This is a genomic window from Maribacter forsetii DSM 18668, from assembly GCF_000744105.1.
GTDB lineage: Bacteria > Bacteroidota > Bacteroidia > Flavobacteriales > Flavobacteriaceae > Maribacter > Maribacter forsetii.
In genome coordinates, this window is the sequence record NZ_JQLH01000001.1 from 2210323 (window position 1) to 2237284 (window position 26962).

At 34.7% G+C, this 26962-nt stretch carries 26 protein-coding genes; 9 read left to right on the forward strand and 17 right to left on the reverse strand.

Annotated elements, in window-relative coordinates; translation table 11 throughout:
- Position 1 precedes the first annotated feature (1 nt).
- The 3 genes from P177_RS09200 to P177_RS09210 form a co-directional block, all read right to left on the reverse strand.
- Positions 2–1552, reverse strand: a complete 1551-nt coding sequence (locus P177_RS09200; protein ID WP_036154128.1) for a M28 family peptidase — start codon at positions 1550–1552, stop codon at positions 2–4.
- Between the two features lie 86 nt (positions 1553–1638).
- A complete protein-coding gene (locus P177_RS09205) occupies positions 1639–2328 on the reverse strand; it encodes an SGNH/GDSL hydrolase family protein (protein WP_036154130.1) in 690 nt (229 codons plus the stop codon).
- Between the two features lie 9 nt (positions 2329–2337).
- Positions 2338–2796 carry a hypothetical protein gene (locus tag P177_RS09210; RefSeq protein WP_036154132.1) on the reverse strand — a complete coding sequence of 153 codons (459 nt, stop codon included), beginning with the start codon at positions 2794–2796 and terminating at the stop codon, positions 2338–2340.
- A 113-nt stretch (positions 2797–2909) separates the two neighbouring features.
- On the opposite strand from P177_RS09210, the gene P177_RS09215 reads away from it, so the two are divergent.
- On the forward strand, positions 2910–3365 hold the full coding sequence (locus P177_RS09215; RefSeq protein WP_209435183.1) for a hypothetical protein: 456 nt from the start codon (positions 2910–2912) through the stop codon (positions 3363–3365).
- 13 nt (positions 3366–3378) lie between these two features.
- Here P177_RS09215 and P177_RS09220 read toward each other — a convergent pair whose 3' ends face one another.
- On the reverse strand, positions 3379–4863 hold the full coding sequence (locus P177_RS09220; protein ID WP_036154133.1) for a S10 family peptidase: 1485 nt from the start codon (positions 4861–4863) through the stop codon (positions 3379–3381).
- Between the two features lie 220 nt (positions 4864–5083).
- Here P177_RS09220 and P177_RS09225 point away from each other — a divergent pair, with 220 nt between their 5' ends.
- The 3 genes from P177_RS09225 (at position 5084) to P177_RS09235 (ending at position 9947) form a co-directional block, all read left to right on the forward strand.
- A complete protein-coding gene (locus P177_RS09225) occupies positions 5084–6220 on the forward strand; it encodes a Gfo/Idh/MocA family protein (protein WP_036154134.1) in 1137 nt (378 codons plus the stop codon).
- A 189-nt stretch (positions 6221–6409) separates the two neighbouring features.
- Positions 6410–8032: an alkaline phosphatase PhoX gene (locus P177_RS09230; protein ID WP_036154135.1), complete on the forward strand. Its 1623-nt coding sequence runs from the start codon at positions 6410–6412 to the stop codon at positions 8030–8032.
- Positions 8033–8108: 76 nt separating this feature from the next.
- Positions 8109–9947, forward strand: a complete 1839-nt coding sequence (locus tag P177_RS09235; RefSeq protein WP_036154136.1) for a cytochrome-c peroxidase — start codon at positions 8109–8111, stop codon at positions 9945–9947.
- Here P177_RS09235 and P177_RS09240 read toward each other — a convergent pair.
- From P177_RS09240 to P177_RS09250, 3 genes are read right to left on the reverse strand one after another with little or no spacing between them, the layout of a single operon-like run.
- On the reverse strand, positions 9944–10708 hold the full coding sequence (locus P177_RS09240; RefSeq protein ID WP_036154137.1) for a TIGR02757 family protein: 765 nt from the start codon (positions 10706–10708) through the stop codon (positions 9944–9946). The two genes, P177_RS09235 and P177_RS09240, sit on opposite strands and share 4 nt — an antisense overlap.
- Positions 10705–11262, reverse strand: a complete 558-nt coding sequence (locus P177_RS09245; RefSeq protein ID WP_036154138.1) for a CPBP family intramembrane glutamic endopeptidase — start codon at positions 11260–11262, stop codon at positions 10705–10707. The genes P177_RS09240 and P177_RS09245 overlap by 4 nt, the downstream gene beginning before the upstream one ends.
- A gap of 9 nt (positions 11263–11271) precedes the next feature.
- Positions 11272–11952, reverse strand: coding sequence for an ABC transporter ATP-binding protein (locus P177_RS09250; RefSeq protein ID WP_036154139.1), 681 nt, complete (start codon positions 11950–11952; stop codon positions 11272–11274).
- Between the two features lie 229 nt (positions 11953–12181).
- Between P177_RS09250 and folE the strand changes: the two genes are divergently transcribed.
- From folE to P177_RS09270, 4 genes are all read left to right on the forward strand, one after another.
- A complete protein-coding gene (folE, locus tag P177_RS09255; RefSeq protein WP_036154140.1) occupies positions 12182–12781 on the forward strand; it encodes a GTP cyclohydrolase I FolE in 600 nt (199 codons plus the stop codon).
- Positions 12782–12863: 82 nt separating this feature from the next.
- Positions 12864–13163 carry a hypothetical protein gene (locus P177_RS09260; RefSeq protein WP_036154141.1) on the forward strand — a complete coding sequence of 100 codons (300 nt, stop codon included), beginning with the start codon at positions 12864–12866 and terminating at the stop codon, positions 13161–13163.
- Positions 13164–13215: 52 nt separating this feature from the next.
- Positions 13216–14436, forward strand: coding sequence for a sulfite oxidase (locus P177_RS09265; RefSeq protein ID WP_036154142.1), 1221 nt, complete (start codon positions 13216–13218; stop codon positions 14434–14436).
- Positions 14437–14925, forward strand: coding sequence for a hypothetical protein (locus P177_RS09270; RefSeq protein WP_036154143.1), 489 nt, complete (start codon positions 14437–14439; stop codon positions 14923–14925).
- Between the two features lie 64 nt (positions 14926–14989).
- On the opposite strand, the gene P177_RS09275 is transcribed toward P177_RS09270, so the two are convergent.
- From P177_RS09275 to P177_RS09310, 9 genes are all read right to left on the reverse strand, one after another.
- Positions 14990–15544 carry a hypothetical protein gene (locus P177_RS09275; RefSeq protein ID WP_036154144.1) on the reverse strand — a complete coding sequence of 185 codons (555 nt, stop codon included), beginning with the start codon at positions 15542–15544 and terminating at the stop codon, positions 14990–14992.
- A 34-nt stretch (positions 15545–15578) separates the two neighbouring features.
- Complete coding sequence (locus tag P177_RS09280; RefSeq protein WP_036154145.1) at positions 15579–17972, reverse strand: TonB-dependent receptor; 2394 nt, start codon at positions 17970–17972, stop codon at positions 15579–15581.
- A 71-nt stretch (positions 17973–18043) separates the two neighbouring features.
- Positions 18044–18349 carry a DUF2645 family protein gene (locus P177_RS20545; protein WP_394330702.1) on the reverse strand — a complete coding sequence of 102 codons (306 nt, stop codon included), beginning with the start codon at positions 18347–18349 and terminating at the stop codon, positions 18044–18046.
- A 58-nt stretch (positions 18350–18407) separates the two neighbouring features.
- Positions 18408–18722, reverse strand: coding sequence for a DUF6787 family protein (locus P177_RS09285; RefSeq protein ID WP_036154148.1), 315 nt, complete (start codon positions 18720–18722; stop codon positions 18408–18410).
- 30 nt (positions 18723–18752) lie between these two features.
- Positions 18753–19217 carry a DUF6146 family protein gene (locus tag P177_RS09290; protein ID WP_036154149.1) on the reverse strand — a complete coding sequence of 155 codons (465 nt, stop codon included), beginning with the start codon at positions 19215–19217 and terminating at the stop codon, positions 18753–18755.
- A 67-nt stretch (positions 19218–19284) separates the two neighbouring features.
- A complete protein-coding gene (locus P177_RS09295; protein ID WP_036154151.1) occupies positions 19285–19917 on the reverse strand; it encodes a DUF937 domain-containing protein in 633 nt (210 codons plus the stop codon).
- A 70-nt stretch (positions 19918–19987) separates the two neighbouring features.
- Positions 19988–20938, reverse strand: a complete 951-nt coding sequence (locus tag P177_RS09300) for a D-2-hydroxyacid dehydrogenase (RefSeq protein ID WP_036154154.1) — start codon at positions 20936–20938, stop codon at positions 19988–19990.
- A 183-nt stretch (positions 20939–21121) separates the two neighbouring features.
- A complete protein-coding gene (gene serC / locus P177_RS09305) occupies positions 21122–22186 on the reverse strand; it encodes a 3-phosphoserine/phosphohydroxythreonine transaminase (protein WP_036154157.1) in 1065 nt (354 codons plus the stop codon).
- A gap of 64 nt (positions 22187–22250) precedes the next feature.
- Complete coding sequence (locus P177_RS09310) at positions 22251–23321, reverse strand: acyl-CoA reductase (protein WP_036154159.1); 1071 nt, start codon at positions 23319–23321, stop codon at positions 22251–22253.
- Positions 23322–23410: 89 nt separating this feature from the next.
- Between P177_RS09310 and P177_RS09315 the strand changes: the two genes are divergently transcribed.
- Positions 23411–23761: a 4Fe-4S dicluster domain-containing protein gene (locus tag P177_RS09315; protein ID WP_036154161.1), complete on the forward strand. Its 351-nt coding sequence runs from the start codon at positions 23411–23413 to the stop codon at positions 23759–23761.
- A gap of 175 nt (positions 23762–23936) precedes the next feature.
- Here P177_RS09315 and P177_RS09320 read toward each other — a convergent pair whose 3' ends face one another.
- On the reverse strand, positions 23937–26702 hold the full coding sequence (locus P177_RS09320; protein ID WP_051941953.1) for a TonB-dependent receptor: 2766 nt from the start codon (positions 26700–26702) through the stop codon (positions 23937–23939).
- Positions 26703–26962: the final 260 nt, after the last annotated feature.

Below are 26962 nucleotides of genomic sequence, written 5' to 3' on the forward strand. Positions count from 1 at the left end.
CTTAATCTACTTTTAGTTTTTGCGCTCTATTGGCAATTTCCCAAGCGGTGTAAAAAACCAACCTGCTTCTATTTTCTAGTAAATCATAATTTATTTTATCTGGTGTGTCACTTGGCTTGTGGTAATCTGCATGTGTACCGTTAAAGTAAAATATAATCGGAATATTGTTTTTAGCAAAGTTATAATGGTCACTTCTATAGTAAAAACGATTAGGGTCATTTTCATCGTTATACGTATAATCAAGTTCTATATTCATGAACTTTTTATTCACTTCTTCAGATAGGTTATGTAACTCTAAACTTAACTTATCAGAGCCTATTAAATAGATGTAATTACGGTCTCCTTCACGCTTAGGATCAATTCTACCGATCATATCAATATTTAAATTGGCAACGGTATTTGCAAGCGGAACAATTGGGTCTACATCCGAATAATATTGCGAACCTAATAATCCTTTTTCCTCACCTGTAACATGTAAGAATAGAATTGATCTTTTTGGTCCCACGCCTTTATCCGCGGCTTTCTTAAAAGCTTCTGCAATTTCTAAAAGAGCAACGGTACCAGATCCATCATCATCTGCACCATTATTGATTTCTCCGTCACCGGTAATACCAATATGATCTAGGTGAGATGAAATTACCAAATACTCATCTGGTTTTTCTGAACCTTTAATCATCGCTGCTACATTTTCAGATCCTATTTTATCATTAGAACTTTCAAAATTTAAATCAAGCTTTTTAGAAAGTACTTTAGTTTCACTATCAGTTTCTATATTTGAAAGCAAACTTTTAGCAAGCTCCTGATCAATAAACAAACTATAGAATTCAGGTGCGTTATTATCAACGACTTCCATTCTGCCACTGTTGTTTTGTTTCATAGATTCAAATCTGCGTTTAAATCTGCTAAAATTATCAGTATCATAATATAATACTCCAATAGCACCCTTGTCAACTGCGATCTGTATTCTCTTTGTGATTGATTCTGACATGTTACTCCATATCGAAGCTTCAGTGGTTCCAGAGATGGTAAAATTCCCATCTGCATTTTTAGGCTCGCGAGATTTTAATAAAACGATTTTTCCACTAACATCTGTATCATTGTAACTAGAGTAGGTTTCATCTTCAATGCCATAACCAACATACACTATTTCATCTGCAATGGTATTTGCAGCGGTAAAAGTCAAAACATGCTCACCAATTGGAAAATCTGTTCCGTTGACGCTAAGTTTTCCTTCAGGAAGTTTACTGATTTCTAGTGGTACTTCTTGAAAATAGTTCCCATCTGTTTTAGCAGCAGGAATACCTAATTTCTCATATTCAGCTTTTATGTACTCAATTGCTTTTTTCTGACCTGGTTGTCCGGTTTCTCTACCTTCAAACTCATCTGACGCGTAAATGTACAGATGGTCTTTTAATTCTGCTTCTGTAATAGATTCTGCAAACGTAATTTCTGATGCTGCCGTTGACGCTTCCGTAGCGACATCTTTAACGGTTTTTTGAGAAGAGTTACATGAAATGGCCGTAGCGACCAATAGGAATAGTGTTTTTTTCATTTTATAGTAATCAAATTTTTTCAAAAATAATCAAATCTTAGCTAGTATGAATAGCTAGGATATACATTCAAATACTTTGGTATATCTTATTTTTTCAAAGCTTCTGCAATAGCAGCTTCCACTAAGGGCTCCATAACCTTATAGCCTTCAACTGTTGGGTGTACTTCATCTTCAGCGTATTTTTTTGGCAGACCATTTCTTTCATCTACCATTGCCGAGAAATAATCTAAATAAATATGACCATTAGTTTTGGCATATTCTTTTATCATTTTGTTTAAAGCAATTATTTTTCCTGATGGTTCTACACCTGGTTTCCACAGGTAATCATAAGCTGGTAGGGTAGAGGACAAAATAACTTTTATGCCGTTAGCATGGGCAAGTTCTGCCATCCCTTTTATATTATCCATAATCATCTCTAAGGTTGACGGACCCGTATTACCGGCTATATCATTGGTGCCCGCTAGTATGGTCACCACTTTCGGATTCAGATTAATAACATCTTGTCTAAAACGGATAAGCATTTGAGGAGTTGTTTGCCCGCTAATACCTCTGTTAATATATGGTTTGCCTTCAAAAAAATCTGGCCTGTTATTTAACCACCCTATGGTAATGGAGTTACCCATAAATACGATACGATTTTCATTGTCCTGTAATTCTGGAACAGTTGAATTGGCTTCTTTAAAATGGTTTAAATCTGCCCAATCTTGTGCATGAATTGTAGTTAACCCTAATAATGATAGCATACATGTTATAATTAATACATTTATTTTTTTCATTTTATTTGTTTATGCTTTTTCAATTTTTGCTTGTTCATCACTTGTAAGCGGAACACTTTTTATGATATTACCTTTATTAGGTCGCTGTACTGCTAAGTAAGCTATTAAACAGATTGATATGACCAATGGTAGTGCATTACCAGAATTGTTATATGCAAAAAGACCAATAAATGCAGGAATTTCTATAAGAGTATATTTAAGTTGTAAGGCAGACTTATATTTTCTTAATTTATCCTCTAAATCGCTTTCTATTTGAATACTGGAAACCATTTTTTTAAAAATCCACTGACTTCCAAAATAACCGACCATGGCAAAAAGTGGTACTACATAAAGCAACATACCCTCAATTGTAGTATTAGAGTTGAATGAATTGACTTTATAAATCACCCAAATAGTGATAACGGCTAATACGCCCAATAGTAATAAATGTACTATCGACAGGCTTTTAATAAAATTCTTTAAATCCATAAGCTATTTAATTTTCTAAGGTAATATAAATATTACGCATAAAGAATAGAAGCCTTTATTTGTACCACTATTATAACATTGTTCATCTTGTAGAATTTTTATATTTGCACGGTATGAAAAAAATACTTGCTATTCTTTTTTTATTGTTTTCCATTAATGGTACTTATAGTCAGATCAAGCAAGATAAGGTGCTGCACTTTTTAGGCGGGAATTTATACGGATTAGTTGGTGCTGGCATTGCAAATGAAATTTCTGACGGGGATAGAACTTGGACGTTTGTTGGTGCCGTTGGCGGTAGTTTGCTTATAGGTTTGGCAAAGGAAGGTATTGATCAAAACCAATATGGCGGATGGAGTAATGAAGATCTTCTAGCTACCGTTCTAGGAGGTGTTACCGTTGGGGTCACTATTGATATTTTTAAAAAGAGAAAGCAACGTAAAAGAGAGCAATTGTTTAGAAATGCAATTAAGTCTGCCGATACTGGATTTCAAAAGAAATTCCCAATAGAAACAACGAAAATAAATTCATTGCTTGTATTGGGAATGTCTACTACTGTTCTAGAAAAATAATTTTCTAATACTTTTAATATTTAGCGCTTCTATCTGTAGCGATAGTGCGCTTAATAAATTCGCGAATATCATCATTTGCGTTTTTTAAATCTTCTCTTCTCAAATACATCATATGCCCTGATCGGTATCCTTTAAAGCTAAATCTGTCTTTCATACGACCGCTTGGGTCTACTTGCCACATGGTATATTTGGCATTGAAATACGTTGTGGCACCATCATAATAGCCCGATTGGATCATAACGTTCAAATATGGATTTTGTGCCATCGCTTGCCTTAGATTATCCCTAGTATTATCGTTTTCATTGTTCCAGGGGTGAACAGGGCCAAAAAGGTTGTATTTCACATCGGTTTTAAAGTTCAGTTCCTCTTGTAGGTAATAGTTTATTGCTGGTGTAAAACTATGTAACCAAGAAGTCAATTCAGAATTGTAATCAGGTTTCATACCTGCAAGTTGCTTATCGATCCCTAAATATCTAGAATCTAATCGTCCTACAGTGTAACCACCTTTTTCTTTTAATAAATTTTTCCAGAAGAAAGAGGTTGGTACCACAAGATTTTGATCTAAAATGTCTTTTTTATCTAATCCTGAATAATAAGCCATTTTATCTGCAATAGCATCTTTTTCCGTAGTGTCTAAGAAACCGCCTTTAGCTAATCCAGGTATTAATTTATCTATGGTATATGCTTCTGATTCCGGTAGAATTTCCAGTAAATCTTTACTTTGTAGTGCTGGAGGTAAAGCCTTATGATGCCAAGCTGCAGCGGTAAAATAGGGTAAATTGATTGCTTCAGCTACAGGACCTGAATTACGAATAACCTTATAGTCGGCCGGGGAAACCATTATAACACCATTTAAATACATCCATTGCTGATTTTGTAATGCTAAAGAAAGTCCCATAACACGCGTTCCGCCATAGCTCTCTCCAATAATGTATTTTGGGGAACGCCATTTGTTATTTCTAGTAACAAAGGTGTTTAGCCATTCGGCTAAATACTTTATGTCCGCATTAATACCGAAGAACTTATCCCTGTCCACCTCTTTACCGCTTGCGGGTATGGTACGGCTGTACCCCGTATTTACAGGATTCACATATACTATATCTGCAACATCTAAAACCGAATACGGATTTGCGCTCACGCCATAAGGTTGTACAGGGTAGCCTTCATCATCAATTTTTAAAACCTTAGGTCCTGTGTATGCTAAATGCATCCAAACAGAACCAGATCCCGGTCCGCCATTAAACGATATTAATAATGGTCTTGCAGCTGAATCTTTAATATTATTTCTGGTATAATAGGTGTAATGTAAAGAGGCAATGGGTTTTGCGTTTTCATCCCATACAGGTTGCGTACCGGTTTGTGCTGTGTACGAAAAAGTTGATCCATTAATGGTGGCTGTATGCTGTGTGGTAATTACGGTATCTATGGGTAATTCCCTAGACTGACCAATGGCAAACGTAGTTGCCAAACAAATTGTTAGTTGTAGTAATTTTTTCATGGTTTGATAAGGTTCTGTTGTCTAACGAAAATAAGAATAAATGCTCAATTTTCAGTTCTATTAAATTGGATTGAACCTTAAATGCAGATTAACCATTTTTACTGATTATTTTAAAGAATAAGCTATTTTAAAACCTGATTTATTCTTAATGTAAAAATTATCAAATGATTCGTGAAGTTCAATGTTTTTTATTTAAATTTCTTAGGTATAAAATAAACATATGAAACATTTAACAAGACGTTCTTTTAGTAGACTGACCACGAAAGGAGTTATAGGCACTGCACTATTTGGTAGTATTCCATTAGCAAAAGGCTTTACAACTGAGCAAAATAATAAGAAGTTAGGTATAGCTTTAGTAGGTTTAGGCAGTTATAGTACCTACCAGTTGGCACCATCATTATTAGAAACAGAACATTGTTATTTAGCTGGTATTGTAACTGGAACTAAAGAAAAAGAAGCCATTTGGTCCAATAAATACAATATCCCAAAAAAGAATATCTATAACTACGAAAATTTTGATTCCATAGCTAAGAATGATGATATCGATATCATTTATGTAGTATTGCCAAATAGTATGCATGCAGATTTTTGTATTCGAGCAGCTAAAGCCGGTAAGCATGTTATATGTGAAAAGCCAATGGCTGTTAGCGTAGAGGAATGTGATGCAATAATAAATGTCTGTAAAGAGTATGATGTAAAGCTGGGTGTAGGTTATAGAATGCAAAGTGATCCTTATACACATGAGGTAAAGAAGTATGTAAAAGAGAAAACTTTTGGTGATGTGCTTTTTGTTTCTTCTGACGCCGGTTATATATCTAATGGTAACCCAGATCAATGGCGTTTAGATAAATCTCTTTCTGGTGGTGGTGCTTTAATGAATATGGGAGTGTATGCTATACAAACCAGTATATATGGTGCAGGACAAAATCCTATTTCTGTTTCTGCTCAAGAATTTAGTACAAGACCAGAGTATTTTAAAGATACCGATGAGACCATTACTGCACAATTCAAATTTGCCAATGGTGCCGTTGCTCATATGATGACCTCACACAACGCAAACGGTAATAGGTTGAAGGTGCATGGTAGTGATGGTTGGTTTGAACTTGATCCTGCTCATAGTTATGGACCAATAAGTGGGCGAACATCAAACGGGAATACTATAGAATTTCCATTCAAAAAGCAACAGGCTTTGCAGATGGATGATTTTGCAAGGCATATACTGTTGAATACTAAGAACATAGCTCCTGGTGAAATGGGCAAAAGAGATATGATTATTGTTGAAGCCATTTATAAATCAATTCTAGAAGGCGGTAAAGAACAATTATTATCTTTAGATGAAATGGGTATCGTGTCTTAAATTTCTGTAATTTAACTAGTTAATATTTAATTTAAACTTTAGTTCAAGATTTGATCACCTCAATTTCAAGTTAAGTTTACATGTTAACTTTAACATAAAGTTTAGTTCATTCATTCCTAATTTTTAGAATACCTTACTAACAGGTTGTCTCTATAGTTTTGCCTTTGTAACCTAAAAACTATATTGATAATGAAAAAATCAAAAAAATTACTAATTAAAGCCTTTTTCCTTTCTTGCCTAGGATTAGCTGTAATGAGCTGTGACGGAGAAGATGGGGTGGATGGTACCAATGGTATAGACGGTGTTGATGGTGCCGATGGCGCTGACGGAGCCGATGGTGCTGATGGAGCTGACGGTCAAGATTTAACTTTGGCGGAATCAATTCCGTTAACAAGCTCTGTAACGCCTAATGAGCTATTTGAATTAAAAGGTGCATTTAGCGGTTCTGCTGAATTGAACATGATTATGTCATCAGCAGATATTTTAGAATCTGATTCTACTTTTGTGTATGGATCTTATATGGATGGTGCTGCACTTTACCCTGCTGAAGATGGTAACTTCGCATTGATCAATAACTTAGAAGCAGATTATTCTATTGCAAGAATAATGTTGAACTCTGAATTACAACCTTTACAAGGTGATTATATAGTAAACTCTACTGCTACAGCATTTACAGCTATGTGTTCTGGTTCTTCTATAACTGTTGAAGAGCATGGTTTTGGTCCTCTTTTTCTTTCTGGTGGAGAATGGGGCGGTAACGCTAAAGGCGTTTTCAAAGTAAATCCTTTTAGAGCTACAGAAGATAGAGTAGAAGTAGAAAGACTTCCTGCGCTTGGAGAGTGGTCTACTGAAAATGCTGTTGTTATTGGTAAAGATGCGTATACATCACAGACTGTTGTTTTTATGGGTGATGATCATAGTGATAATACGTATCCACAAGCGCATTTTGGAATGTACGTAGGTCAAAGAGGTGATCTTGACGGAGGTAAATTATATGTATTAAGAGGTACAAATCCTGTAGAGTCTGCTCCTGGTGAAGGTGGTCAGTTATTTGAAATGGGAATGGCTCAAGATATTGAATATGATGTTGAATGGGTAGAAGTTACCGAAAGAACAATTGACGAGTTAAACCAAGAAGCAATTGATTTAGGTGCTATTGGTTTTCAAAGAATTGAAGATATCGATTGGAGAAGAGGTACGGCCGAAGCTCAAAGAGAAGTTTATTTTAATGCAACGGGTAGAATTCGTGGAGATAACCCAGATCTTAACTTAAGAGGTACAGGTTTTGGACGTGTTTACAAGTTAGTTCTTGATTCAGATGACCCAACGGCTCCAGCTAAATTAACTGTTGTTGTAGACGGTGATTTAGAAGATGGTAAAGGTGACGGTATGCATTCTCCTGATAATATTTTGGTTACAGAAAACTATGCATACGTTCAAGAAGATCCAAATGGTTATGCTGATTTGAATGCAGATATTACAGGTTTTGCTAAATTATGGCAATTAGATTTAAATACTGGTGATTTTGTAGAAGTAATGGAATGTAACCAAACTTATGCTTCTAGTGTTGGTATTGGTAATACCGATAGTATGTGGGAAATTACAGGTTTGATTGATGTAACTGATATTATCGGTGCTTCTGAGCCAACATTTATTGGTGGTGCTCAGGTGCATGGATGGAATTTCAGTACAACTCCTGATACTGCAGTAAGAGCTGACGGACTTAAGTTTGTTGATCCTACAGCCATTAGTGAAGGTAGTGCTGCTTTAGAAGGTTCTGTTCTTTTCAAATTGACAGGCTTACCTAGATAAGTGAAATAATTTAACCAGTTATAAAGGTTCCCTTAACTGGGAACCTTTTTTCTATTTATAAATTTTAAAATATAACATGAGAATATTGCATAATAAATGGATTGTTGTTGCTCTTTTTGGTTTTTTTCTTTCATGTAAGGATCAAGAAACCAAACCATTATTGGCTATTAACTCTAATGATACATCAATGTTCAACGATGCTATTCGCGAACATTATTTTATGGCATTGGATAGTACTTCTTATTATATGCAGCAAATAGATACTTCTAATACCTTGTCAACAAATAAAAATATTTTTCTTAAAAGTAGAGAATGGTATAAAAGAGTAGAACCAATGCTGATAGCTTATGACTATGAGAATTATATTTCAATGAACGCACCTAATCTGTTAAAAGTTGAAATTGATGACCATCAAGATATTAAAATCCTTAAACCGAAGAGTTTTCAAGTTTTAGAAGAGTTGTTGTATGCTGAAGAAGGATTCACAAACAAAGAATTATATACTGTTTTAGAATATTTAAAAATTAGAATTCCATTTGTACGTAAAAATCATATTCTCATCACACAAAGAGATAGGCATCATTTAAAAATGATTCGCGATGCTATTGTAAATATCGCTACAAAAGGTATTACAGGGTTTGACTCTCCTATGTTGGCTAATTCTCTAAATGAAGCCATTTATAATTACGAAACCTTACAGATTGTTTTAGCTATCTACAAAGATGTTTTTGCAAACAAAAAATTGTATGCGCAATGGGAAGATGAAATTACTGCTACCATTGATGTACTTAAAAATGGGAATTTTGATGATTTTGATCGATACTCTTTCATAAAATTCCACACTAATAAGCAATTGGACTTAGTGGCTAAAACCGCGCAAGATTGGAATATTGAATTGAGTGAATCTCGGGCGTTAGACCCCAAAGTAACTAGTTTATTTGACAAGAATTTCTTTAATATGAAAATGTTCTCTACCCAAAGAGCACCAGATATTACTGAAGAAAGAATTGAACTAGGTAGACAGTTGTTCAATGATAAAGATTTATCTGGATCAGGTACTATAAGTTGTGCCACTTGCCATGTAAAAGAGAAAGCATTTACTGATGGTCATAAAATTGCCAAGGGAATTAACGGACAAGATTTGCAACGCAATTCACCAACTTTAACCTATGCCGTTTACCAGCGTTCTTTGTTTTATGATGGTAGGGCAGACGGACTTGAAGATCAAATTGTTGGTGTTACCAATAATGAAAATGAGTTTCATATTGATTTAGATCAATTAGAAGAGAAAATTCAAGCAAAATCAGCGTATAAAGTTCAATTTGATTCGCTTTATGATGGTAAAATTACCGATATGAATGTTCGTAACGCTATAGCAACTTACATAAGAAGTTTAGCTCCGTTCGATTCTAAATTTGATCGGAATATGAATAACATTGAAGAAACCATGACTGAAGAAGAAGTTAATGGATTTAACCTTTTTATGGGTAAGGCAGCGTGTGCCACTTGTCATTTTCCACCAGCTTTTAATGGTACCGTTCCACCAAAATATATGGAGAGCGAATTTGAAAATCTAGGAGTGCCTAAAAATGCGAGTTTTGAGAATCCCGTTTTAGATGATGATTGGGGGCAGTACTATCCTTACGAAGTAGAGGAGAAGAAGCATTTTTTTAAAACATCTACCGTACGAAATATTGATTTAACCGGACCATATATGCACAATGGGGTGTATAAAACATTAGAGGAAGTTGTTGAATTTTACAATGTTGGCGGTGGTCAAGGTATGGGCTTAGATGTACCTTACCAAACTTTGCCTCCAGATTCTTTGAACCTTACCAATTCAGAATCAAAGGCAATTATTGCTTTTATGAAAACACTGACCGATAAAAGATTTGAAAAAGAAGCAATAAACTAGAACTTTTCAAATACACCTAAACCAAAGAGAGCAAAATCATATTTAACTGGATCCAATGGGTCCAGTTTTCTAAGATTTTTATCCAACTCGGCTAGTGCCTTTGCATCGTTTTGTTTTCGTTTTAATAAATTTAATTTTCTGGCTACATTACCAGAGTGAACATCTAATGGGCAAGATAGTTTTGAGGGATGAATACCTTTCCAGATTCCAAAATCTACGTTGGTGGCGGCATCTCTAACCATCCAACGTAAAAACATGTTTATCCTTTTTGCAGCAGAACCCTTTAATGGGTCAGAAACATGTTTGGTTGTACGTTGCTCATACGGTAATTCAAAAAATATTTTCTTGAATTCTGAAATTGTGGGCTGTAGACTATCCTTTGTTTGATGCGTTGTAAAAACTCCTTCTAATCCGTTATGATTTTTGTAAATATTTTTTAGACTCTGAATAAAGTAGGTAAGGTCAATGTCATTGAAAGTTCTATGCACAAAACCAGCTAAACTTTCTAGATTATCATCAGTATGGTTGATTACAAAATCATACGGACTTTGCCCCATTCTTTCCATGAGTTTATGCGAATTATTGATGATGCTCTTCCTGTTACCCCAAGCTATTGTTGCCGTTAAAAATGCACTTATTTCAATGTCTTCTTTTGACGTAAAAAGATGTGGGATTTGTATAGGGTCAGTTTCTAAGAATTCAGGATTATTATACTGAAGAACCTTTTCGTCTAAAAATACTTTTAACTCACTTTTTGTCATTCAATGGGTATTTCTAAAATTTGCATTATCAATACGGGGACTATAAGCACCATGTTGTAGCAAGCATGCAGTGCCATTGACCAAACCAGTCCAAATTTAACGCGTATAAATCCTAAAAGAAAACCAACACCTATTTGTGGAGCAACCAATAATGGTGAAAACAATACTACTTGTGTGCTCATTTCAAAATTACTAATGTGCATGAAGCCAAAAGCGATAGTGAATACATAGAAAGCATATTTGAAAAATTTTGAATCTTTAAAAAAGATTAATGGTCCTCTAAAAAGTAATTCTTCAAAAAAAGGAGCCACTACTACTGCTAAGAAGAAAATAAGTAAAGGGGAGTAGTTCTCGAACAAATCGTCCATTGCATGTTTGCCCATCTCAAGTTGAAGTAAATTTTCAACTCCACTAGTAATCAGTAAAAGCACAATGCTTGTGCATAATGCTATAATCAAAAGCTTAAAAGATGTTCTTAATTTGTTAGCGAATGGATTAGTGATATCCTGTTCATAAATCGGATTCTTTGCAAATAATAAAAGTTCTTCTAGCATCTGTTTTGCTTATGCTAAAATGATTTCTTTGTCAACAATTTTACCATCTACCATGGTTAATTTTCTATCGGCCATTTCTGCCAGTTCGCTGTTATGGGTTACGATAACGAACGTTTGTCCAAATTTTTCCCTTAATTCAAAGAATAGTTTATGAAGATTGTCGGCACTTTCAGAATCCAAATTACCACTAGGCTCATCGGCAAAAATAATTGACGGATTATTGATCAATGCTCTTGCAACCGCAACGCGTTGTTGTTCTCCACCAGATAGTTCTGATGGTTTATGATTATAACGATGCGATAATCCTAAGAAATCTAAAAGTTCCTTTGCCCTTACTTCAGCATCGGCTTTTGGTGTTTTTTTAATGAATGCAGGTAAACATACATTTTCAATGGCGGTAAATTCTGGTAATAATTGATGAAATTGAAAGATGAAACCTATATGTTCATTTCTGAACTTCGCTAAATCTTTATCATTCAAATTTGTAGTTTCAATATTATTTATAAGTAGAGTACTGTCTTTTCGGTTAGACTGTACATCTAAGGTTCCCAAGATTTGTAATAAAGTAGTTTTACCGGCTCCTGAAGCACCAACAATAGAAACGATTTCTCCCTTCTTTATATGAAGGTCAACACCTTTTAGTACTTCTAATTCTCCGTAATATTTATGAATGTTAGAAGCTTTTATCATGAGAAAGTTGGTGTTAAAAGAAAAATTATATTGAAATTCAAAATTAATGAAAAAGGAGCATGCTAAAAATAGTTATTCGTTTTAAGTTAATCCTAATATACTTTAAGGGTGATTAGATATGGCAATACTGCCATGTGAACTATTTATGATATTTTTACGTTTGATGATGAAAGAAATCATTAAATTTGTTCAACTTAAATTTAATTAGGTTAAACACAAATAAAAATTTATGTCCCCATATAAAAATTTAGAAGAATACAATCTTGAAATTACCGATGAAGTTAAAAGCAGATATTCATCTATAATTGATGAAATAGGTGAAGATGTATCTAGGGAAGGTTTGGTTAAAACACCTGAACGTGCAGCTAAAGCCATGTTGTTTTTAACACAAGGGTATCAGCAAGATGCTGTAGAGATTTTACAAGGGGCAATGTTCAAAGAAGATTATGATGATATGGTCATCATAAAAGATATTGAATTATACTCGTTATGTGAGCACCATATGTTACCATTCTTTGGTAAGGCTCATATTGCATATATACCTAACGGACAAATTGTTGGGCTAAGTAAAATACCACGTGTAGTTGATGTTTTCGCTAGAAGGTTACAAGTGCAAGAAAGGCTAACACATGATATTTTAGAGTGTATTAACAATACTTTAAAACCTAAGGGTGTTGCTGTGGTAATTGAAGCATCGCACATGTGTATGATGATGCGTGGTGTTCAGAAACAAAACTCGGTAACTACAACTTCAGGCTTTAGAGGTCAGTTCGAGAAAATTGAAACAAGAAACGAATTCTTGAAATTGATAAGCGCAAAACTTTCTTAATAGGCCTTAACTCGTCTTTTATTTATTTTTAAAATTTGGCATCTTTGTTGCATTCTTTAGTTAGAATAACTAATTTTTCAAAATGTCAATTTTAAAAGATAAAAAATACAAGCAACTTTTTATGGGTTTGCTTTTTGACGGTATAGGTATGCTGTCTTTCGTTATACCATTTGTTGGTGAATTTTCAGATATAGTTTGGGCACCCCTAGCAGGTTGGCTTATGACTAGAATGTATAAAGGCAAGGTAGGTCAAGCAGCTGGTGCATTTACTTTCTTGGAAGAGATTATACCAGGGTTTGATGTTATACCATCATTTACACTTATGTGGTTATATACATACGTTTTTAAGGCGTCCAAAAAAGGGCAAACAATAGAGGTGTAAACTTACTTTTAGTTTATTAAAAATCTTAACTTTAACTCAAATCACGTGAGTTTTGAAGAGAAGAAATTTTGTTGCAAAATCTAGTTTAGGTGGTCTAGCTGCCTTATTAGGTGTAGATATAGTTTATAAAAATGTAATGCCAGCTGGTTATACTCCTGTAGCCTTGCAAGATTCTGATCCATTCAAATTATTCAATAAAGACAAGGGAATGGTCGTTTTAAACGATAAACCTTGGAATATGGAGGCTCAAGCTCACCTCCTAGATGATAAAGTAACACCGAACAAATCTATATTTATTAGAAATAACGGACTAATTCCTGAAGAAATCGATGTAGAAAACTGGACGCTTACCATAGATGGTGAATCCGTTCAACAGGAAAAAACATACTCCTTAAAAGAACTTAAATCCAAATTTAAACATTACACTTATCAATTAACCCTTGAATGTGGTGGTAATGGTAGAAGTGAATTTGATCCACCTGCAAAGGGGAATCAATGGACAATTGGTGCTGTGTATTGTGCCAGCTGGACTGGTGTACGATTGCGCGATGTTTTAGAAGATGTAGGTATCAAGGACGATGCCGTTTACTTTGGGTATCACGCTGCAGATATACATTTGAGTAGAGACCCAACAAAAGAACCAATTTCTAGGGGTGCACCAATGTCAAAGGCATTGCAAGACGAAACTATATTGGCTTTTAAAATGAACGGAGAGGATATTCCTTTAGTCCACGGTTATCCGTTACGGGTAATTGCCGGTGGTTGGCCAGCTTCGGTTTCTGGAAAATGGTTACAGCGAATTAGTATTAGAAATATAGTTCATGATGGAACTAAAATGACGGGTACGGCTTATAGAGTTCCATGTAAACCCGTTGCTCCTGGTGAGAAAGTGGCAGATGAAGATATGTGTATCATAGAATCTATGCCGGTAAAGTCTTTAATTACTTACCCTAAATCTGGGGCTACATTGTCTAAAGGAAAGAAACTGAAAATAAGAGGTCATGCATGGGCTGGTGAGTTAGAAGTTGCCAAAATGGAATATTCCATAGATTTTGGTGCTACTTGGTCATCCTGTACTTTAGAAAAACCGGCTAATCGTTTAGCTTGGCAGCATTTTTCTGCCGCAATCTCTTTTCCTAAAGAAGGGTATTATGAGGTTTGGGCAAAAGCTACGGATACTAATGGTGTAAGCCAGCCAATGTTATTACCTGGCTGGAACCCCAAAGGATACTTAAATAATGCTTGCCATAGAATAGCTGTAAAAATCGCATAGATGAAAAAACAGAATCATGACAAATTGAAACGCGATTTTCAAGGTTTGTATCAAAAGATCATATTAGCGACTGTTGTTGTGGCTATTGGAGGTTTAGCTTTGATATACTTTATTTACGATCCTAGTCTATCCGCTTTTAAAGGAAACGAACCAGAAACAGAAATTGTTGAAATGCCTGTTGAAGATGACTTTGATAAAATAGAAAATGGCATACATGTACGTACCGGATTTATTGAGGCAACGGGTATGGTAGAAACTATTCAGAACTGTACCAATTGTCATTCTTCTAAATTGGTCATTCAAAATAGAATGAACGAAGAACGTTGGAAATCGACTATTAAATGGATGCAAGAAACCCAAAACTTGTGGGATTTGGGAGAGAATGAAGCTGTAATTATCAATTATTTAGTAACTAATTATCCACCAAAAAAAGTGGGTAGGAGGGCAGTACTTACAGATGTTGAGTGGTATCAATTAGAAAAAGAATAGAAAACATAAAAAAGCCTTTGAATTTTAATTCAAAAGCTTTTTAATAAAAGATTTGTGTTCGTCCTTACTCTACCGTTACAGTAAAGGTTTGAGCAATGTCAGTTTCACCACCAGCATCTGCCAAAGTACCATCATTTGGTTTTGTTGGCTCATGACGCAATGTAATTGTAATAGTACCAGAACCTGCATCACCTGTTGTCAATTCAAATTCAAGACCAATAGGGTATCCATCTTCATCAGTATCGGTATATGTTACGTCTGTTAAAGAACCACTTAATCCAAAGAAAAACTGGTGCTCGTCAGCTTCTTCTTCTACTTCTTCGGTAATGTCTTCAGCAGGAGTTTCAGTTTCGTTCAATAATTGAATACTACCTGTGTAAGTTGTATTTGCAGTTAAATTATCTGCTGTAATTACTGGGGCAGTTGGTCCGTCACCATCTAAATCTTGAGATTGTAGTGTTGCAGTACCATCAGCACTAGTTAAAGTAACCGTCATTGTTGTAATAATTTCTTCTTCATTTACTACCTCTGGGGTATCGTCATCACTAGAACATGATGTCATTACCGTAGCCATTAAACTTAAAGCTAAAACTGTTTTTAAGGTTTTGTTTCTTTTCATAGTTGTACTTGTTTTAAAATGTTAGGAATTAATATTAATAGTTAAAAATTAGGCGCAGACTTATATTTCTGCCCATGTCGTCTACAAAATATCGTTGGCGATTTAAATAATCACGATAATTAGTATTTAATAGGTTACTTGCACTAAGACCTACAGTTAAATCGTTTTTGTTTTTAAGGGTAAATGATGCTTCTGTATTTAGGGTTATAAGATGATAAGCATCTGGAGGTGTATTGATATCCAAAATCACATTTTCTTGCTGTTCTGGTGAAAAGACCTCAATGTTATCTGGAAATCTCGTTTGTTCAAATACATACTGACTTTCTAGACTTACTAGAAAATTATTCCATTTAGGGTTTGTGTATGTAATGCTATTAGTGAAATTGGCAGCAGGTATGTTTATCAGCGGTGTGTCTGTCTCTGTATCCGTTCCTCTTACCCAAGCAAACTTATGGTCTGTTCTAATTTTAGAAGACCAATTGTTGTGTAATGATGCGTCAACTCCCAATAAAATAGCATCGGTCTGTCTATAAGACCATACGGGGAAAGCACCTCTTATGGTGAATTCTACTCCTGTTGGTTCAACAAGTATAAAATCTTTAATACTATTTAAAAAAGGAGATAAAGTATACCCCCATGTACTGGTATTTCTTTCTAAGGATGCGGAGAGTTTAGATGACGTTTCGCTCTTAATTCTTAAATCACCCAATTCTATACGTGCTGCAGAGTGGTGTAACCCATCACTAAATAATTCTGATGGATTGGGTGCTCTTTGCGAATACGCATAATTAAAACGTAAATGATCTTTGTCGTTTATCTCATAATGAAACCCTGCAGTCCCAGAGAAATTATGGTAGTCAAAAACGGGGTTTACAAGCAATTGTGTACCTAAGTCCTCAATAATTATATCTGCAAAATCCACATCATAACCACGTTCTTCCCAACGTGAAGTTCTATAAAATTTCTTTGAATCTATTCTACTAAAATCATAACGAGCACCTGCATCTAGCGTCCAATCAGTGTTTAGTTCATAGCTACCAATTGCAAATAATCCAAAATCGTATTTATCGTAATCAGGGATTAGTCTTCTTACACCAGTATCAGGATTTGCAAAGTTGGTTTGATATCTGCCTAATGCACCTACTTTGAGGTCAAAACCTTCTTTTGCATCAAATTTTATATTGGTTAAAACAGAATGAGTTGTTAGTTTCAAATCCAACGATGCTTTATCGGCATCGTCACCTACACGAATATCATATTCAAATCTTCTATTTTGTTGAAAATCATATTGTGTGGTCCATTTTCCAAAACCTTCAAATCTTCGGTAATAACTAAGTTTTCCTAAATGATGGGTTACCTCTTGGTTGGGTTGGGTAATATCATAAGTAAAGTCATTGATTATACTGGGTACATCACTATTAATTGCGTTTATAAGATCATCTACATTACCGATATGTGAAGCTCTTAATATACCGATCTCCGAATTAAAGTATGAGTAATAACCTTCCCAACCTTGTTCAAAATCGCGTTTTCCGACATTTAGTGATAAGCCGCTTTCGTTAATACCAGTATTTGAAAGTATGTAATCTGGAGCTTCTAAATCTCCTAATTTCTTATATGAACCTTGGGCTTTAATATATAGTCCAGATTTGTACGATTTGGTCAATGAAGATGTGATGTTACCACCACGACCATTAGACGATAGGTTTAATTGTGTTTTACCAAACAAGGAATCGGTTCTAACAACAGGTAACGGCTCTAGAACTATTACTCCGCCTATGGCATCACCACCGTATTCAATTGCTGCAGCGCCTTTAATAACACTTATATTCTGGTTAGCATTGACATCAACATTTGGGGCATGTTCTTCTCCCCATTCCATGTCTTGCATGCGAACGTTATTGTTAAGAATTAAGATTCTACTACCGTTTAAGCCTTGTATTACAGGTTTGACGATATTACCACCGGTATTTAATGTTGATACTCCAGCAATTTTCTTTAAAGCGTCACCTAGACTATTTCCACTATTTCGTTCTATATCTTTTACTGATAAAATATTCTCTTGTGCAGAGTTGGTACTTTTGGGAACGTCACCAATTACTTTTACCTCACTTAATTCTTCTAAATGGTGTTCTAGCCTAATCTCGGAAAAAGTATCGCCATTGATTGTTACCGTAACAAATTTGGTAGTACATTCTGGGTGTGATATTTCTAATTCTAAAACCCCATCACACAAATTTTTAAAAGTAAATTTCCCATTTTCTTTAGAAACTGTTGAAAGGTTTTTACCTGTGATATTAATAGTTGCTCCACTCAACGTACTGTTGTCATGGAAATCAACTATTTCTCCTAATAATATTGAATTGCAATCTTGAGCACAAATAATTGAACTACAGAAGATTACGAAAACATATAAATAATATTTCATTATATAAGTTTAGCGCGAGTATATATCGGTTTAAAAATTGAAACCAATTTATCTAATGGGGTGTAGACTAGCTACGATAGGGAAGGAGGAGGTCTGCCGAAAGTGGGATACCTAAAATAAAATGAAGGTGCCTCTAAAACTAAAGGCGAAATTCTTTTACCACTAAAAGAGATCAATGGTAATAGGATAAAAAGCAAAACGGCAACAAAAGTAAATTCAGAATTCTGATTCTGAATTGCCATATAGCAAATACTACAATTCTCTATAGTGTCAATAGAGCTGTCATCATGCGAATACACATGAAATGAAGTCACCTTAATTAGCATAAGGCAAAACAAAATAAATACAGAGATATATGTAAATATTGAATTCTTCACGTCGCTAAAGTACTAAAAGTAGTAGAATTGAATGTTAAAGAAAACCTAACAAAACTGTTTAGAATAAGAATCCTAAGCCTAACCTTGTTAACATCTTTTTCTCAAAAGCCCAAAAGAATTTGAATTGTCCAAATAACCAGCCATATATTACCAATAGTATCTGATAAAACGGAAAAATTAAAAGAATTCGTAATATCCAATAGATTGTTGTTCCCCACCATGCATCAGGAAAATTAGCTAGTTGTAGGCCAATTAAATTTAAAAAAGGTTTAGCCACAAAGACAGAAGATGATCCTGTAATGGCAAATACAATGAAAATAATTGTTAATTGAAAATTGCTGGTAACGCCCCAGCGCTCTTTTAGTTTTTGCATGACATCTTTTGAGTGCCACAAATATACTTTTTAAATACGTGGTACAAAAGGACCTAAACGTTGATTATATTTTCTTTGAAAATAGATGAAGTAATTATAAAGTTTGTAATTAACTTCATACCCATAATCTACCTGGTTAGCGTAATTAATTTGTAGTTCATATAAATTGGGGTCAAATCTAGCCGGCTGCAGAACTCTATTGTTCCATTCTAAAACCATAATGTAATTTCTATTCTCAAGAAAACTTTGAGAATAATACCCCTCAGGTTTTGCAACGGAATTTAACCAGACATTAAATCCTGGTTCTATAATAATTATTTCATACGCTGTTTTGTTGCTTGAGATGGTAATGGTGTCGCCTTGAACTTGCTTGAAAGCCTGTTCTTCATCATTAGATATGGATAATGATTCTTTTGTACTGCCACAACTAATCATAAATGATGTAAGTATAGATAGTACTAACAAGTTTTGAAATAGGAAATATGTCTTTTTCATAGAATATAAGATACAAAAAAACCCGCTTGCAGCTGCAAGCGGGTTGTATAAATAGAATCTTTAAGTTTTATTTACCGAACAGACCTCCTAAAAGACCGCCAATTCCGCCACTACTTTTATTACCGCCCATTACCATACCAGCAACATCGTCTAAAATACTACCGTCACCATCTGCATCTAACAAAGAAGTAATTAAGCTTTGGTTTTCTTGTGGTTGCCCACCTAGCATACTACCTAAAAGAGCATTCATACCAGTACCGTCACTTACATTACTTTGTGCAGTTTGCTTACCTATCATTCCCATAACTATAGGAGCGGCTATTTTTAATATTTGAGCAACTGATCCAGAGTCTATACCAGATTTAGCACTTAGAGCACTTTCTACTTGTGGTTGCTTGTCTCCAAAAACGTGACCTAAAATACCAGCACCATCAGCCATTACACTATCGTCAACACCACCGCCAAAAAGACCGCCTAGGTTATCTAAAATCCCTCCGTTATGATTACTTGATAATGCACTCATTAAACCTTGTGCACCTTCTGGTGTAGAAACATTTTTCTTCATTGCACCTAATATTAATGGCATAGCCATACTAAGTACATTTGCGGTTTTATCTGCCGGTTGATTTGTCTGACCTGCTACTCCGCTAATTAATTGTTGCCCCATTGGGCTATTTAAAAGATCTAATAATCCTGCCATTGTAATGGTTTGTTTTTATGTTTATGTTGTAAAATACAAAAAAGAGTCAACAATTTAGACTGTTGAATAGTTAATTTAATAATGAAATAATTTGTTCTGCTAATTCTAGACCTATTCTTTCTTGTGCCTCTAAGGTTGCTGCACCAATATGTGGAGAAAGTGAAATGCTGGAATGCATTAAAATTTTGATTTCAGGTTTTGGTTCTGATTCATAAACATCTAAACCTGCAAAAGCTACAGTTCCGTTTTCCAAAGCTTCAATTAGGGCAACCTCATCCAATACACCGCCTCTGGCCGCATTTACGATACCTACTCCCTTTTTCATTTGAGAAAACTCAGATTTACCCAAAACATAATTGTCTTGACCTGGAATATGTAACGAGATATAATCTGCCTTTTTTAGTAATTCTTCTTTAGTTGAATTCTTTAAATTGAATGTCACTTTCTGACCATCAAAAAAGGAAAGTTCAATTTCTGTTTGTTCTACTTCTGGATCACAATAAACAACATTCATACCTGCACCAATGGCAAGTTTTGCTGTTGCCTGACCAATGTTTCCAAAACCAAAAATACCTAAGGTCTTACCTCTTAATTCGGTACCTTTTGAATATGATTTTTTAAGACCTTTAAAGTTACTATCTCCTTCTAAAGGCATATTTCTGTTAGCATCATATAAAAAACGCGCACCACCAAAAAGATGTGCAAATACCAATTCTGCTACAGATTCTGATGAAGCAGCTGGTGTATTGATGATATGAATACCTTTGTCTTTAGCATAATCAACATCAATATTATCCATGCCTACGCCACCTCTACCAATTAACTTTAGGGTAGGGCAGGCGTCAATTAAATCTTTTCTAACCTTAGTTGCACTACGTACCAGTAAGGCATCAATTTTATGCTCGTTTAAATAGTTGGCTAACTGTTCTTGAGCAACAGTAGTCGTTAAAACTTCAAATCCTGATTTCTCTAATGCGGCTATACCGTTTTGAGAAATACCGTCATTTGCTAATATCTTCATATGTTTCACTCGATAATCGAGATTTTTATGTTCTTAGGCTAGCTTTTACTTGCTATTTTAACTAATCTCGAAATTTTACGTATGTTTTCTTAAGCAATACCTTATGGGTTTAGCCTAAAGTGTATTGCTAAATTTTAATTTAAAACAGAATGTAATGATGTTTAAATAAATCGTTTAAAACGATTATCCTTTTCGCTCCATTTCACTCATTACATCAACTAACACGCCAACACTTTCTAAAGAAAGGGCGTTATACATGCTGGCCCTGTAACCACCAACTGAGCGGTGCCCATTTAAACCATTAATTCCTGCTTCTTTTAGCATGTTGTCAAATGTAGATTTTAAAACCTCATCTGTAATATTGAATGTTGCGTTCATTAAAGAACGGTCTTCAACGTTGGCATAACCTTCAAACACAGGGTTTAAATCTATTTCAGAATATAACAATCTGGCTTTTTTCTCATTTACCTCTTCAATAGCAGCAATACCACCACTATTTTTTAACCATTCTAAAGTTAGCATAGAAGTATAAACCGCGAATACCGGTGGAGTGTTGAACATACTATCTTTTGCAATATGCACTTGGTAGTCTAACATAGAAGGAATTTTTCTAGAAACTTTTCCTAAAATATCTTCTTTGACAATGACTAACGTTGTCCCGGCAGGACCCATATTTTTTTGTGCTCCAGCATATATTAAATCGAACTGAGAAAAATCCATAGTTCTAGAAAAGATATCAGAACTCATATCGCATACTAGTGGACAGTCCGTTTTTGGAAACTTTTTGAATTGTGTCCCGTATATGGTGTTATTTGATGTAATATGTAAGTAGTCTAAACCAGTAGGTACTGAATATCCTTTAGGTATGTATTTGAAATTTTCATCTTTAGATGATCCAACTTCAACAACTTCCCCAAACAATTTAGCTTCTTTAATTGCCTTGTCACTCCAAGTACCCGTATTTAGGTATCCCGCTTTTGATTCTAACAAGTTATATGCAGTCATTAAAAACTCTAAGCTTGCACCACCTTGAAGAAAAAGAGCTTTGTAGCCTTTGTCTTTTAGGTCAAGTAGCTCTAAGGCCAATGATCTTGCATTTTCCATTACGGCAACAAAATCTTTGCTTCTGTGAGAAATTTCAATAAGTGAAAGTCCTGAGCCGTTGAAGTCCATAACAGCTTCAGAAGCCTTTAACAATACTTCTTTTGGTAATATACAAGGACCAGCGCTAAAATTATGTTTTTTCATTTTGTGTGTAATTTAAGGATGCAAATGTCAGGATTTTTTAAGAATTTATGGGCAGTATGCCCATTTAATTCAAGGATGTTCTCAACAAGAAATCAACTGTATCTATACCATCGGCATAGTCGTTCAATGAAGGCTGCTGTGTTTTGCCGAACGAAATTTCATTATCAATAAAGCCCGATGATACTATGCATTGAATATTGTCTTCTTGATCTTTAAGGTATGTTTTCAAAGCATCGATATCTTCATAATACTCGTAAAATAGAGATGCAATAGGGGAGCCAAAACTTTCTTCTTCTTTTAAAATGAGAAAACCATTATCTAAGATCTTAAACTCGCTCATTAAATAAACGGCTTTGTTATAGTCGTAATTGTTAGCGTATTTGTTATGATTTATAATATCGTTATATGGAAACATTGCCTCAAAAAATGTATCGATCTTATAATTTTTAGGAATGTAAATTTTGGAGACACTTCTGCACCCTAATCCAAAATATCTAAAAATATCTTCACCAAGGGCTTTAAGTTCTTCAGGAGGTTCGTTTCCATTAAGTACCGCTACAGAGTTTCTGTTTTTGCGAATAATATTAGGTTTTTTACTAAAATAATACTCAAAGTATCTTGCGGTATTGTTACTGCCGGTGGCGATTACAGCATCGTAGTTTTCAAGCTTTTCTTTGGTGAATGTGACCCTGTCCTTAAAAAGTGGCTCAATTTCTATAAGATAGTCAATAAGCAGAGGAATTAATTTCTGGTCGTTACTAGATAACTTCACCAATGCTTTGTTTCCCGTAATCAATACACATAGAAGGTCGTGAAACCCTACCAGCGGTATATTGCCAGCCATAATAAGGGCTATAGCTTTCTCTTGGTTAGTTTCTAGGTCGTAGTTTTTAAGCCAGTTCTCTATATTTTCTTTGGTAAGAGCATTACCCCATTCTTGAAAAGCATGAATACAGTTTTCTTCTGAAAACCACCCATTATAATGTTGGGCTCTTTCCGCTTCGGTTTTAAACCGCTCGATCCATTTGTCATTTAAATGGTCAGAAATGGTATTTGTTGTGACTAAATCGCAAAATGTTCTTAGAAAATCTCCAAGTTTAACAAAAGCTTCTGTACTAAGGTTGCTATGGGCCATTATATTTGTATACTAATTCGGTAGGAATTACCTTTGTGCAAAAATAAGCATGCCCGTTCTTTTTTGGGCATTTTAATGTAGAAGAAATTATGGCAATTATAATAACAGATGAATGTATAAATTGTGGGGCTTGTGAACCAGAATGTCCTAATACGGCAATATATGAAGGAGCAGATGAATGGAGATACGCAGATGGTACTTCTTTAGATGGCAGTGTTGTTTTGCCTGATGGTAAAGAAGTTGACGCAAATGATGTTCAAGAACCTATTAGTGATGAAGTTTATTACATAGCTCCTGATAAATGTACGGAATGTATGGGCTTTCATGAAGAGCCACAGTGTGCAGCTGTTTGCCCTGTAGATTGTTGTGTGCCAGATGATGATCATGTAGAAACAGAAGAGGTGCTTTTGGCGAAGCAAAAATTCATGCACCCAGAATGATATTATATTTATTCTCTTAGAAATGAAAAATCCTTGAGTTTAAAATGTGAGTGTAAAGTAACATTTTATGAGTTGAATTATTAGAGAAACTTAGAAATCACTTAACATACTTATATTAAAAGAAAAAAGCTACCTAAATCAATAGGTAGCTTTTTTTAATCAAACTAAATCAAAACTAAAATTTATAATTCAACGATAGGTTGAACATAGTTCCTAATTGGCTAAAGTGATAACCATCATACGTCATTTGAGAATAACGTTGGTTGAAAGTAATCAAGTTAGATTGGTTTTGAGTCTGAGCCGGATCAGCCAAAATAGCATCTCCTGCAGCATTCTGAGAAACAAAATTCCATTCAGGTAATACATTTAACAAGTTATTTATGTTAAGTGCAATTGTCAATTTATCTGAAGCGCTATAATTAACTCCTAAATCAGTAACTACTTTAGGATCAAATTCAGTACCTAAGTTAAAATTACCATTTGCATCAGTACTTAAACCTTGTTGAAAGAAGCTAGTTTTTCCAAATAAAGTGTTATTTAAAGAAAATCCGAATTTATTTATTTCGTAATTAGCTCCTAAAATCCATTTAGTCTTAGGTCTAGAAGTAAAGAATAAGGCCTCTTGAGTTTGGTTTACAACAGATTGACCTGAATTTGCTACTAAATCAATATCTTTTACAGGACCGTCTAGTTCGTTTTGAATAGTATAATTACCGGATAAGTTTAAATCTAAACTTCCTTCACCAATTTCAATTCCTTTATAAGCAAGAACAACATCTATACCAGAAGTTTTAGTGTCTATTGCGTTAGAAAAGAAACTAACATCGCTTAAATTGTTGTTCGCTAAAAGAATATCTAAAGGATTTGTAGGGTCGCCACTTCCACCTATTTCATTACCTAAAACAATTCTATCTTCTACTGAAATGTTGTAGTAATCTAAAGTATAACTGAATTTATTAGCTATTTTACCTCCAAAACCAATAGTAAAGTTGGTAGATGTTTCAGCATCTAATTGAGGTATACCCAATAATTTAGCTTGTGTAGATACATTGTTGATTAAACCACCAACTTGAATACCTTGACCTGGAACAAAACTATACTGCGCTTTTTGAGTATAGATTTGGTGTAGGGTAGGAGCTCTAAATCCAGAAGATATAGAACCTCTTAATGTAAATTCATCACTAAACTTGTAACGAGAACTAAACTTATATATAAATGTGTTACCGAAATCTGAATAGTTCTCCGTTCTAATAGTACCGCTTAATAAGAAAGCGTCAGACACATCATAATCTAAACTTAAGTAGCCACCAATATTGTAACGGTTAAATTTACCAGAATTCTGAGGAGAAGCACCTGCAAATGAATCTGCACCACCACCGTCATAAGAAGCCAATTCACCTTCTATAATTTCAAAAGTTTCCGTTCTAAACTCGGCACCGACACCAATACTAATTTTGTCAGATAATAATCTAGAAATATCAATGTTACCAACATTATGAGAAAATCTAGTTCCTCCTGGATCAAATGATTGTTGACTATTTTCTCTATAAAGCTCAGAACCTTCGGTAATTTCACCATCATCTACAGAGCCATTCCCGTTTGCGTCTATGAATACAGAAGGAGAATAAACAACATTTCTATTATGGGTATTGTTTACCTTGTAAGTTTGTAAGTTGCCACCAGTCGTGAAACTTGCGTCAATATTCCAATCGTTTATTACCGATTTAAATCCAATGGTAGCATTGTAATCGCTTAATAAACCTTCAAATGTAGGTAAGTAACCATCGTATCCGCCAGCTGTATTTGGGTTGTCACCAGGAAAGAAATCTGCTAAGTAAGGAAAATCATCCACTGTTCTCCAATAAGGTGTTCTGTAATTTGCAAAACTGTTTACAGCTTTATAAACATAAGCAGCGTTACCATATAATGAGGTATTTTCACTTAAGTCATAACCTAAATTTACAGAAAATTTTGCAGCCGCAGTTTCTGGAGAGCCGTTAATGTTTCCCGCATCTGGGCGTCTTGATAAGAATTCCTGTACATCTGCAATATCAGCACCAAAATCACCAGCTTCACCAGCTGCATCTACAGTACCTGGTCTATTAGCTTGATTCACTTTAGATAAATCTACAGTGTAGTTTACGAAACCTTTATCTTCACCAATAGTAGAACCGTTATTGATTGCAACACCAAACATTTCACCATCGCCTTCAGAAGTGATACCTGTTCTTACTGTAGCTGAACCTTCATTTGGAGAATCTTTTAATATAATGTTCATTACACCTGCAATGGCATCTGAACCATATTGTGCAGAAGCACCATCACGTAAAATTTCAACTCTCTTGATTGCATCTGTAGGTATAGCTGAAATATCCGCACCTGTTTCACCACGACCTGGAGATGTTTGTGTATATAACAAGGCACTTAAGTTCTTACGCTTACCATTAATCAAAATTAATGTTCTAGATGGTCCCATGTTTCTGATTTCATAAGGATCCAATAAAGATGTTGCATCATTTACAGGCGTTTGTACCGTGTTAAAAGAAGGAATTTTGTATTGCAAGGCTTTATCAAAAGTTGCTTGTCCTGTTGAACTTAAATCCTTAGCTCCAATTACATCTACAGGTAATGGTGTGTCCGCATTACTTCTAGGCGCTGTACGAGAACCAACGACGATAAATTCATCCAGCTGCATACCTTCAGATAATTGAACGTTTATTGTGTTTTTTCCTGTAGTTGAAACTTCTTGAGTTGCAAAACCGATATAGCTAAATACTAATTTAGTATCATCAGTAACGTTAATAGTATAGTTTCCATCAAAATCTGAAGTAGTTCCGTTAGTTGTACCTTTTTCAACAATGTTTACTCCCGCTAAAGGCATTCCAGAATCATCTGTTACTTTACCGGTAATGCTGTTTTGAATTTTTTCATTCAAAGTCATTGCCGTAATTCCATTAGTACTTGAGTTAATTTTTAAAACCTTGGCTCTTTCAGGTTTTTTATGGTAAACAACGTAATATTTGTTTCCTAGATATTCAAAATCAAAACTAGTCTTGCGCTCTAGTTTATTGATAATTTTATCCAGTACAGGAAATTTGTATTCCTCAGGGTTTAAGCTGGTACTTGATACCAGAGCTGGGTTGTAAGTAAAAAAGACTTCGTGTTTTTCACTGATCTCATTAAGAAACTCGCTTAGGGTAA

What these genes read in the sequence shown, in the direction of transcription:
- P177_RS09200 (WP_036154128.1), bottom strand. Translation starts at nt 1,552, where the DNA reads ATGAAAAAAACACTATTCCTATTGGTCGCTACGGCCATTTCATGTAAC.
- P177_RS09205 (WP_036154130.1), bottom strand. Translation starts at nt 2,328, where the DNA reads ATGAAAAAAATAAATGTATTAATTATAACATGTATGCTATCATTATTA.
- P177_RS09210 (WP_036154132.1), bottom strand. Translation starts at nt 2,796, where the DNA reads ATGGATTTAAAGAATTTTATTAAAAGCCTGTCGATAGTACATTTATTA.
- P177_RS09215 (WP_209435183.1), top strand. Translation starts at nt 2,910, where the DNA reads ATGAAAAAAATACTTGCTATTCTTTTTTTATTGTTTTCCATTAATGGT.
- P177_RS09220 (WP_036154133.1), bottom strand. Translation starts at nt 4,863, where the DNA reads ATGAAAAAATTACTACAACTAACAATTTGTTTGGCAACTACGTTTGCC.
- P177_RS09225 (WP_036154134.1), top strand. Translation starts at nt 5,084, where the DNA reads ATGAAACATTTAACAAGACGTTCTTTTAGTAGACTGACCACGAAAGGA.
- P177_RS09230 (WP_036154135.1), top strand. Translation starts at nt 6,410, where the DNA reads ATGAAAAAATCAAAAAAATTACTAATTAAAGCCTTTTTCCTTTCTTGC.
- P177_RS09235 (WP_036154136.1), top strand. Translation starts at nt 8,109, where the DNA reads ATGAGAATATTGCATAATAAATGGATTGTTGTTGCTCTTTTTGGTTTT.
- P177_RS09240 (WP_036154137.1), bottom strand. Translation starts at nt 10,708, where the DNA reads ATGACAAAAAGTGAGTTAAAAGTATTTTTAGACGAAAAGGTTCTTCAG.
- P177_RS09245 (WP_036154138.1), bottom strand. Translation starts at nt 11,262, where the DNA reads ATGCTAGAAGAACTTTTATTATTTGCAAAGAATCCGATTTATGAACAG.
- P177_RS09250 (WP_036154139.1), bottom strand. Translation starts at nt 11,952, where the DNA reads ATGATAAAAGCTTCTAACATTCATAAATATTACGGAGAATTAGAAGTA.
- folE (WP_036154140.1), top strand. Translation starts at nt 12,182, where the DNA reads ATGTCCCCATATAAAAATTTAGAAGAATACAATCTTGAAATTACCGAT.
- P177_RS09260 (WP_036154141.1), top strand. Translation starts at nt 12,864, where the DNA reads ATGTCAATTTTAAAAGATAAAAAATACAAGCAACTTTTTATGGGTTTG.
- P177_RS09270 (WP_036154143.1), top strand. Translation starts at nt 14,437, where the DNA reads ATGAAAAAACAGAATCATGACAAATTGAAACGCGATTTTCAAGGTTTG.
- P177_RS09275 (WP_036154144.1), bottom strand. Translation starts at nt 15,544, where the DNA reads ATGAAAAGAAACAAAACCTTAAAAACAGTTTTAGCTTTAAGTTTAATG.
- P177_RS09280 (WP_036154145.1), bottom strand. Translation starts at nt 17,972, where the DNA reads ATGAAATATTATTTATATGTTTTCGTAATCTTCTGTAGTTCAATTATT.
- P177_RS09285 (WP_036154148.1), bottom strand. Translation starts at nt 18,722, where the DNA reads ATGCAAAAACTAAAAGAGCGCTGGGGCGTTACCAGCAATTTTCAATTA.
- P177_RS09290 (WP_036154149.1), bottom strand. Translation starts at nt 19,217, where the DNA reads ATGAAAAAGACATATTTCCTATTTCAAAACTTGTTAGTACTATCTATA.
- P177_RS09295 (WP_036154151.1), bottom strand. Translation starts at nt 19,917, where the DNA reads ATGGCAGGATTATTAGATCTTTTAAATAGCCCAATGGGGCAACAATTA.
- P177_RS09300 (WP_036154154.1), bottom strand. Translation starts at nt 20,938, where the DNA reads ATGAAGATATTAGCAAATGACGGTATTTCTCAAAACGGTATAGCCGCA.
- serC (WP_036154157.1), bottom strand. Translation starts at nt 22,186, where the DNA reads ATGAAAAAACATAATTTTAGCGCTGGTCCTTGTATATTACCAAAAGAA.
- P177_RS09310 (WP_036154159.1), bottom strand. Translation starts at nt 23,321, where the DNA reads ATGGCCCATAGCAACCTTAGTACAGAAGCTTTTGTTAAACTTGGAGAT.
- P177_RS09315 (WP_036154161.1), top strand. Translation starts at nt 23,411, where the DNA reads ATGGCAATTATAATAACAGATGAATGTATAAATTGTGGGGCTTGTGAA.
- P177_RS09320 (WP_051941953.1), bottom strand. Translation starts at nt 26,702, where the DNA reads ATGACTTTGAATGAAAAAATTCAAAACAGCATTACCGGTAAAGTAACA.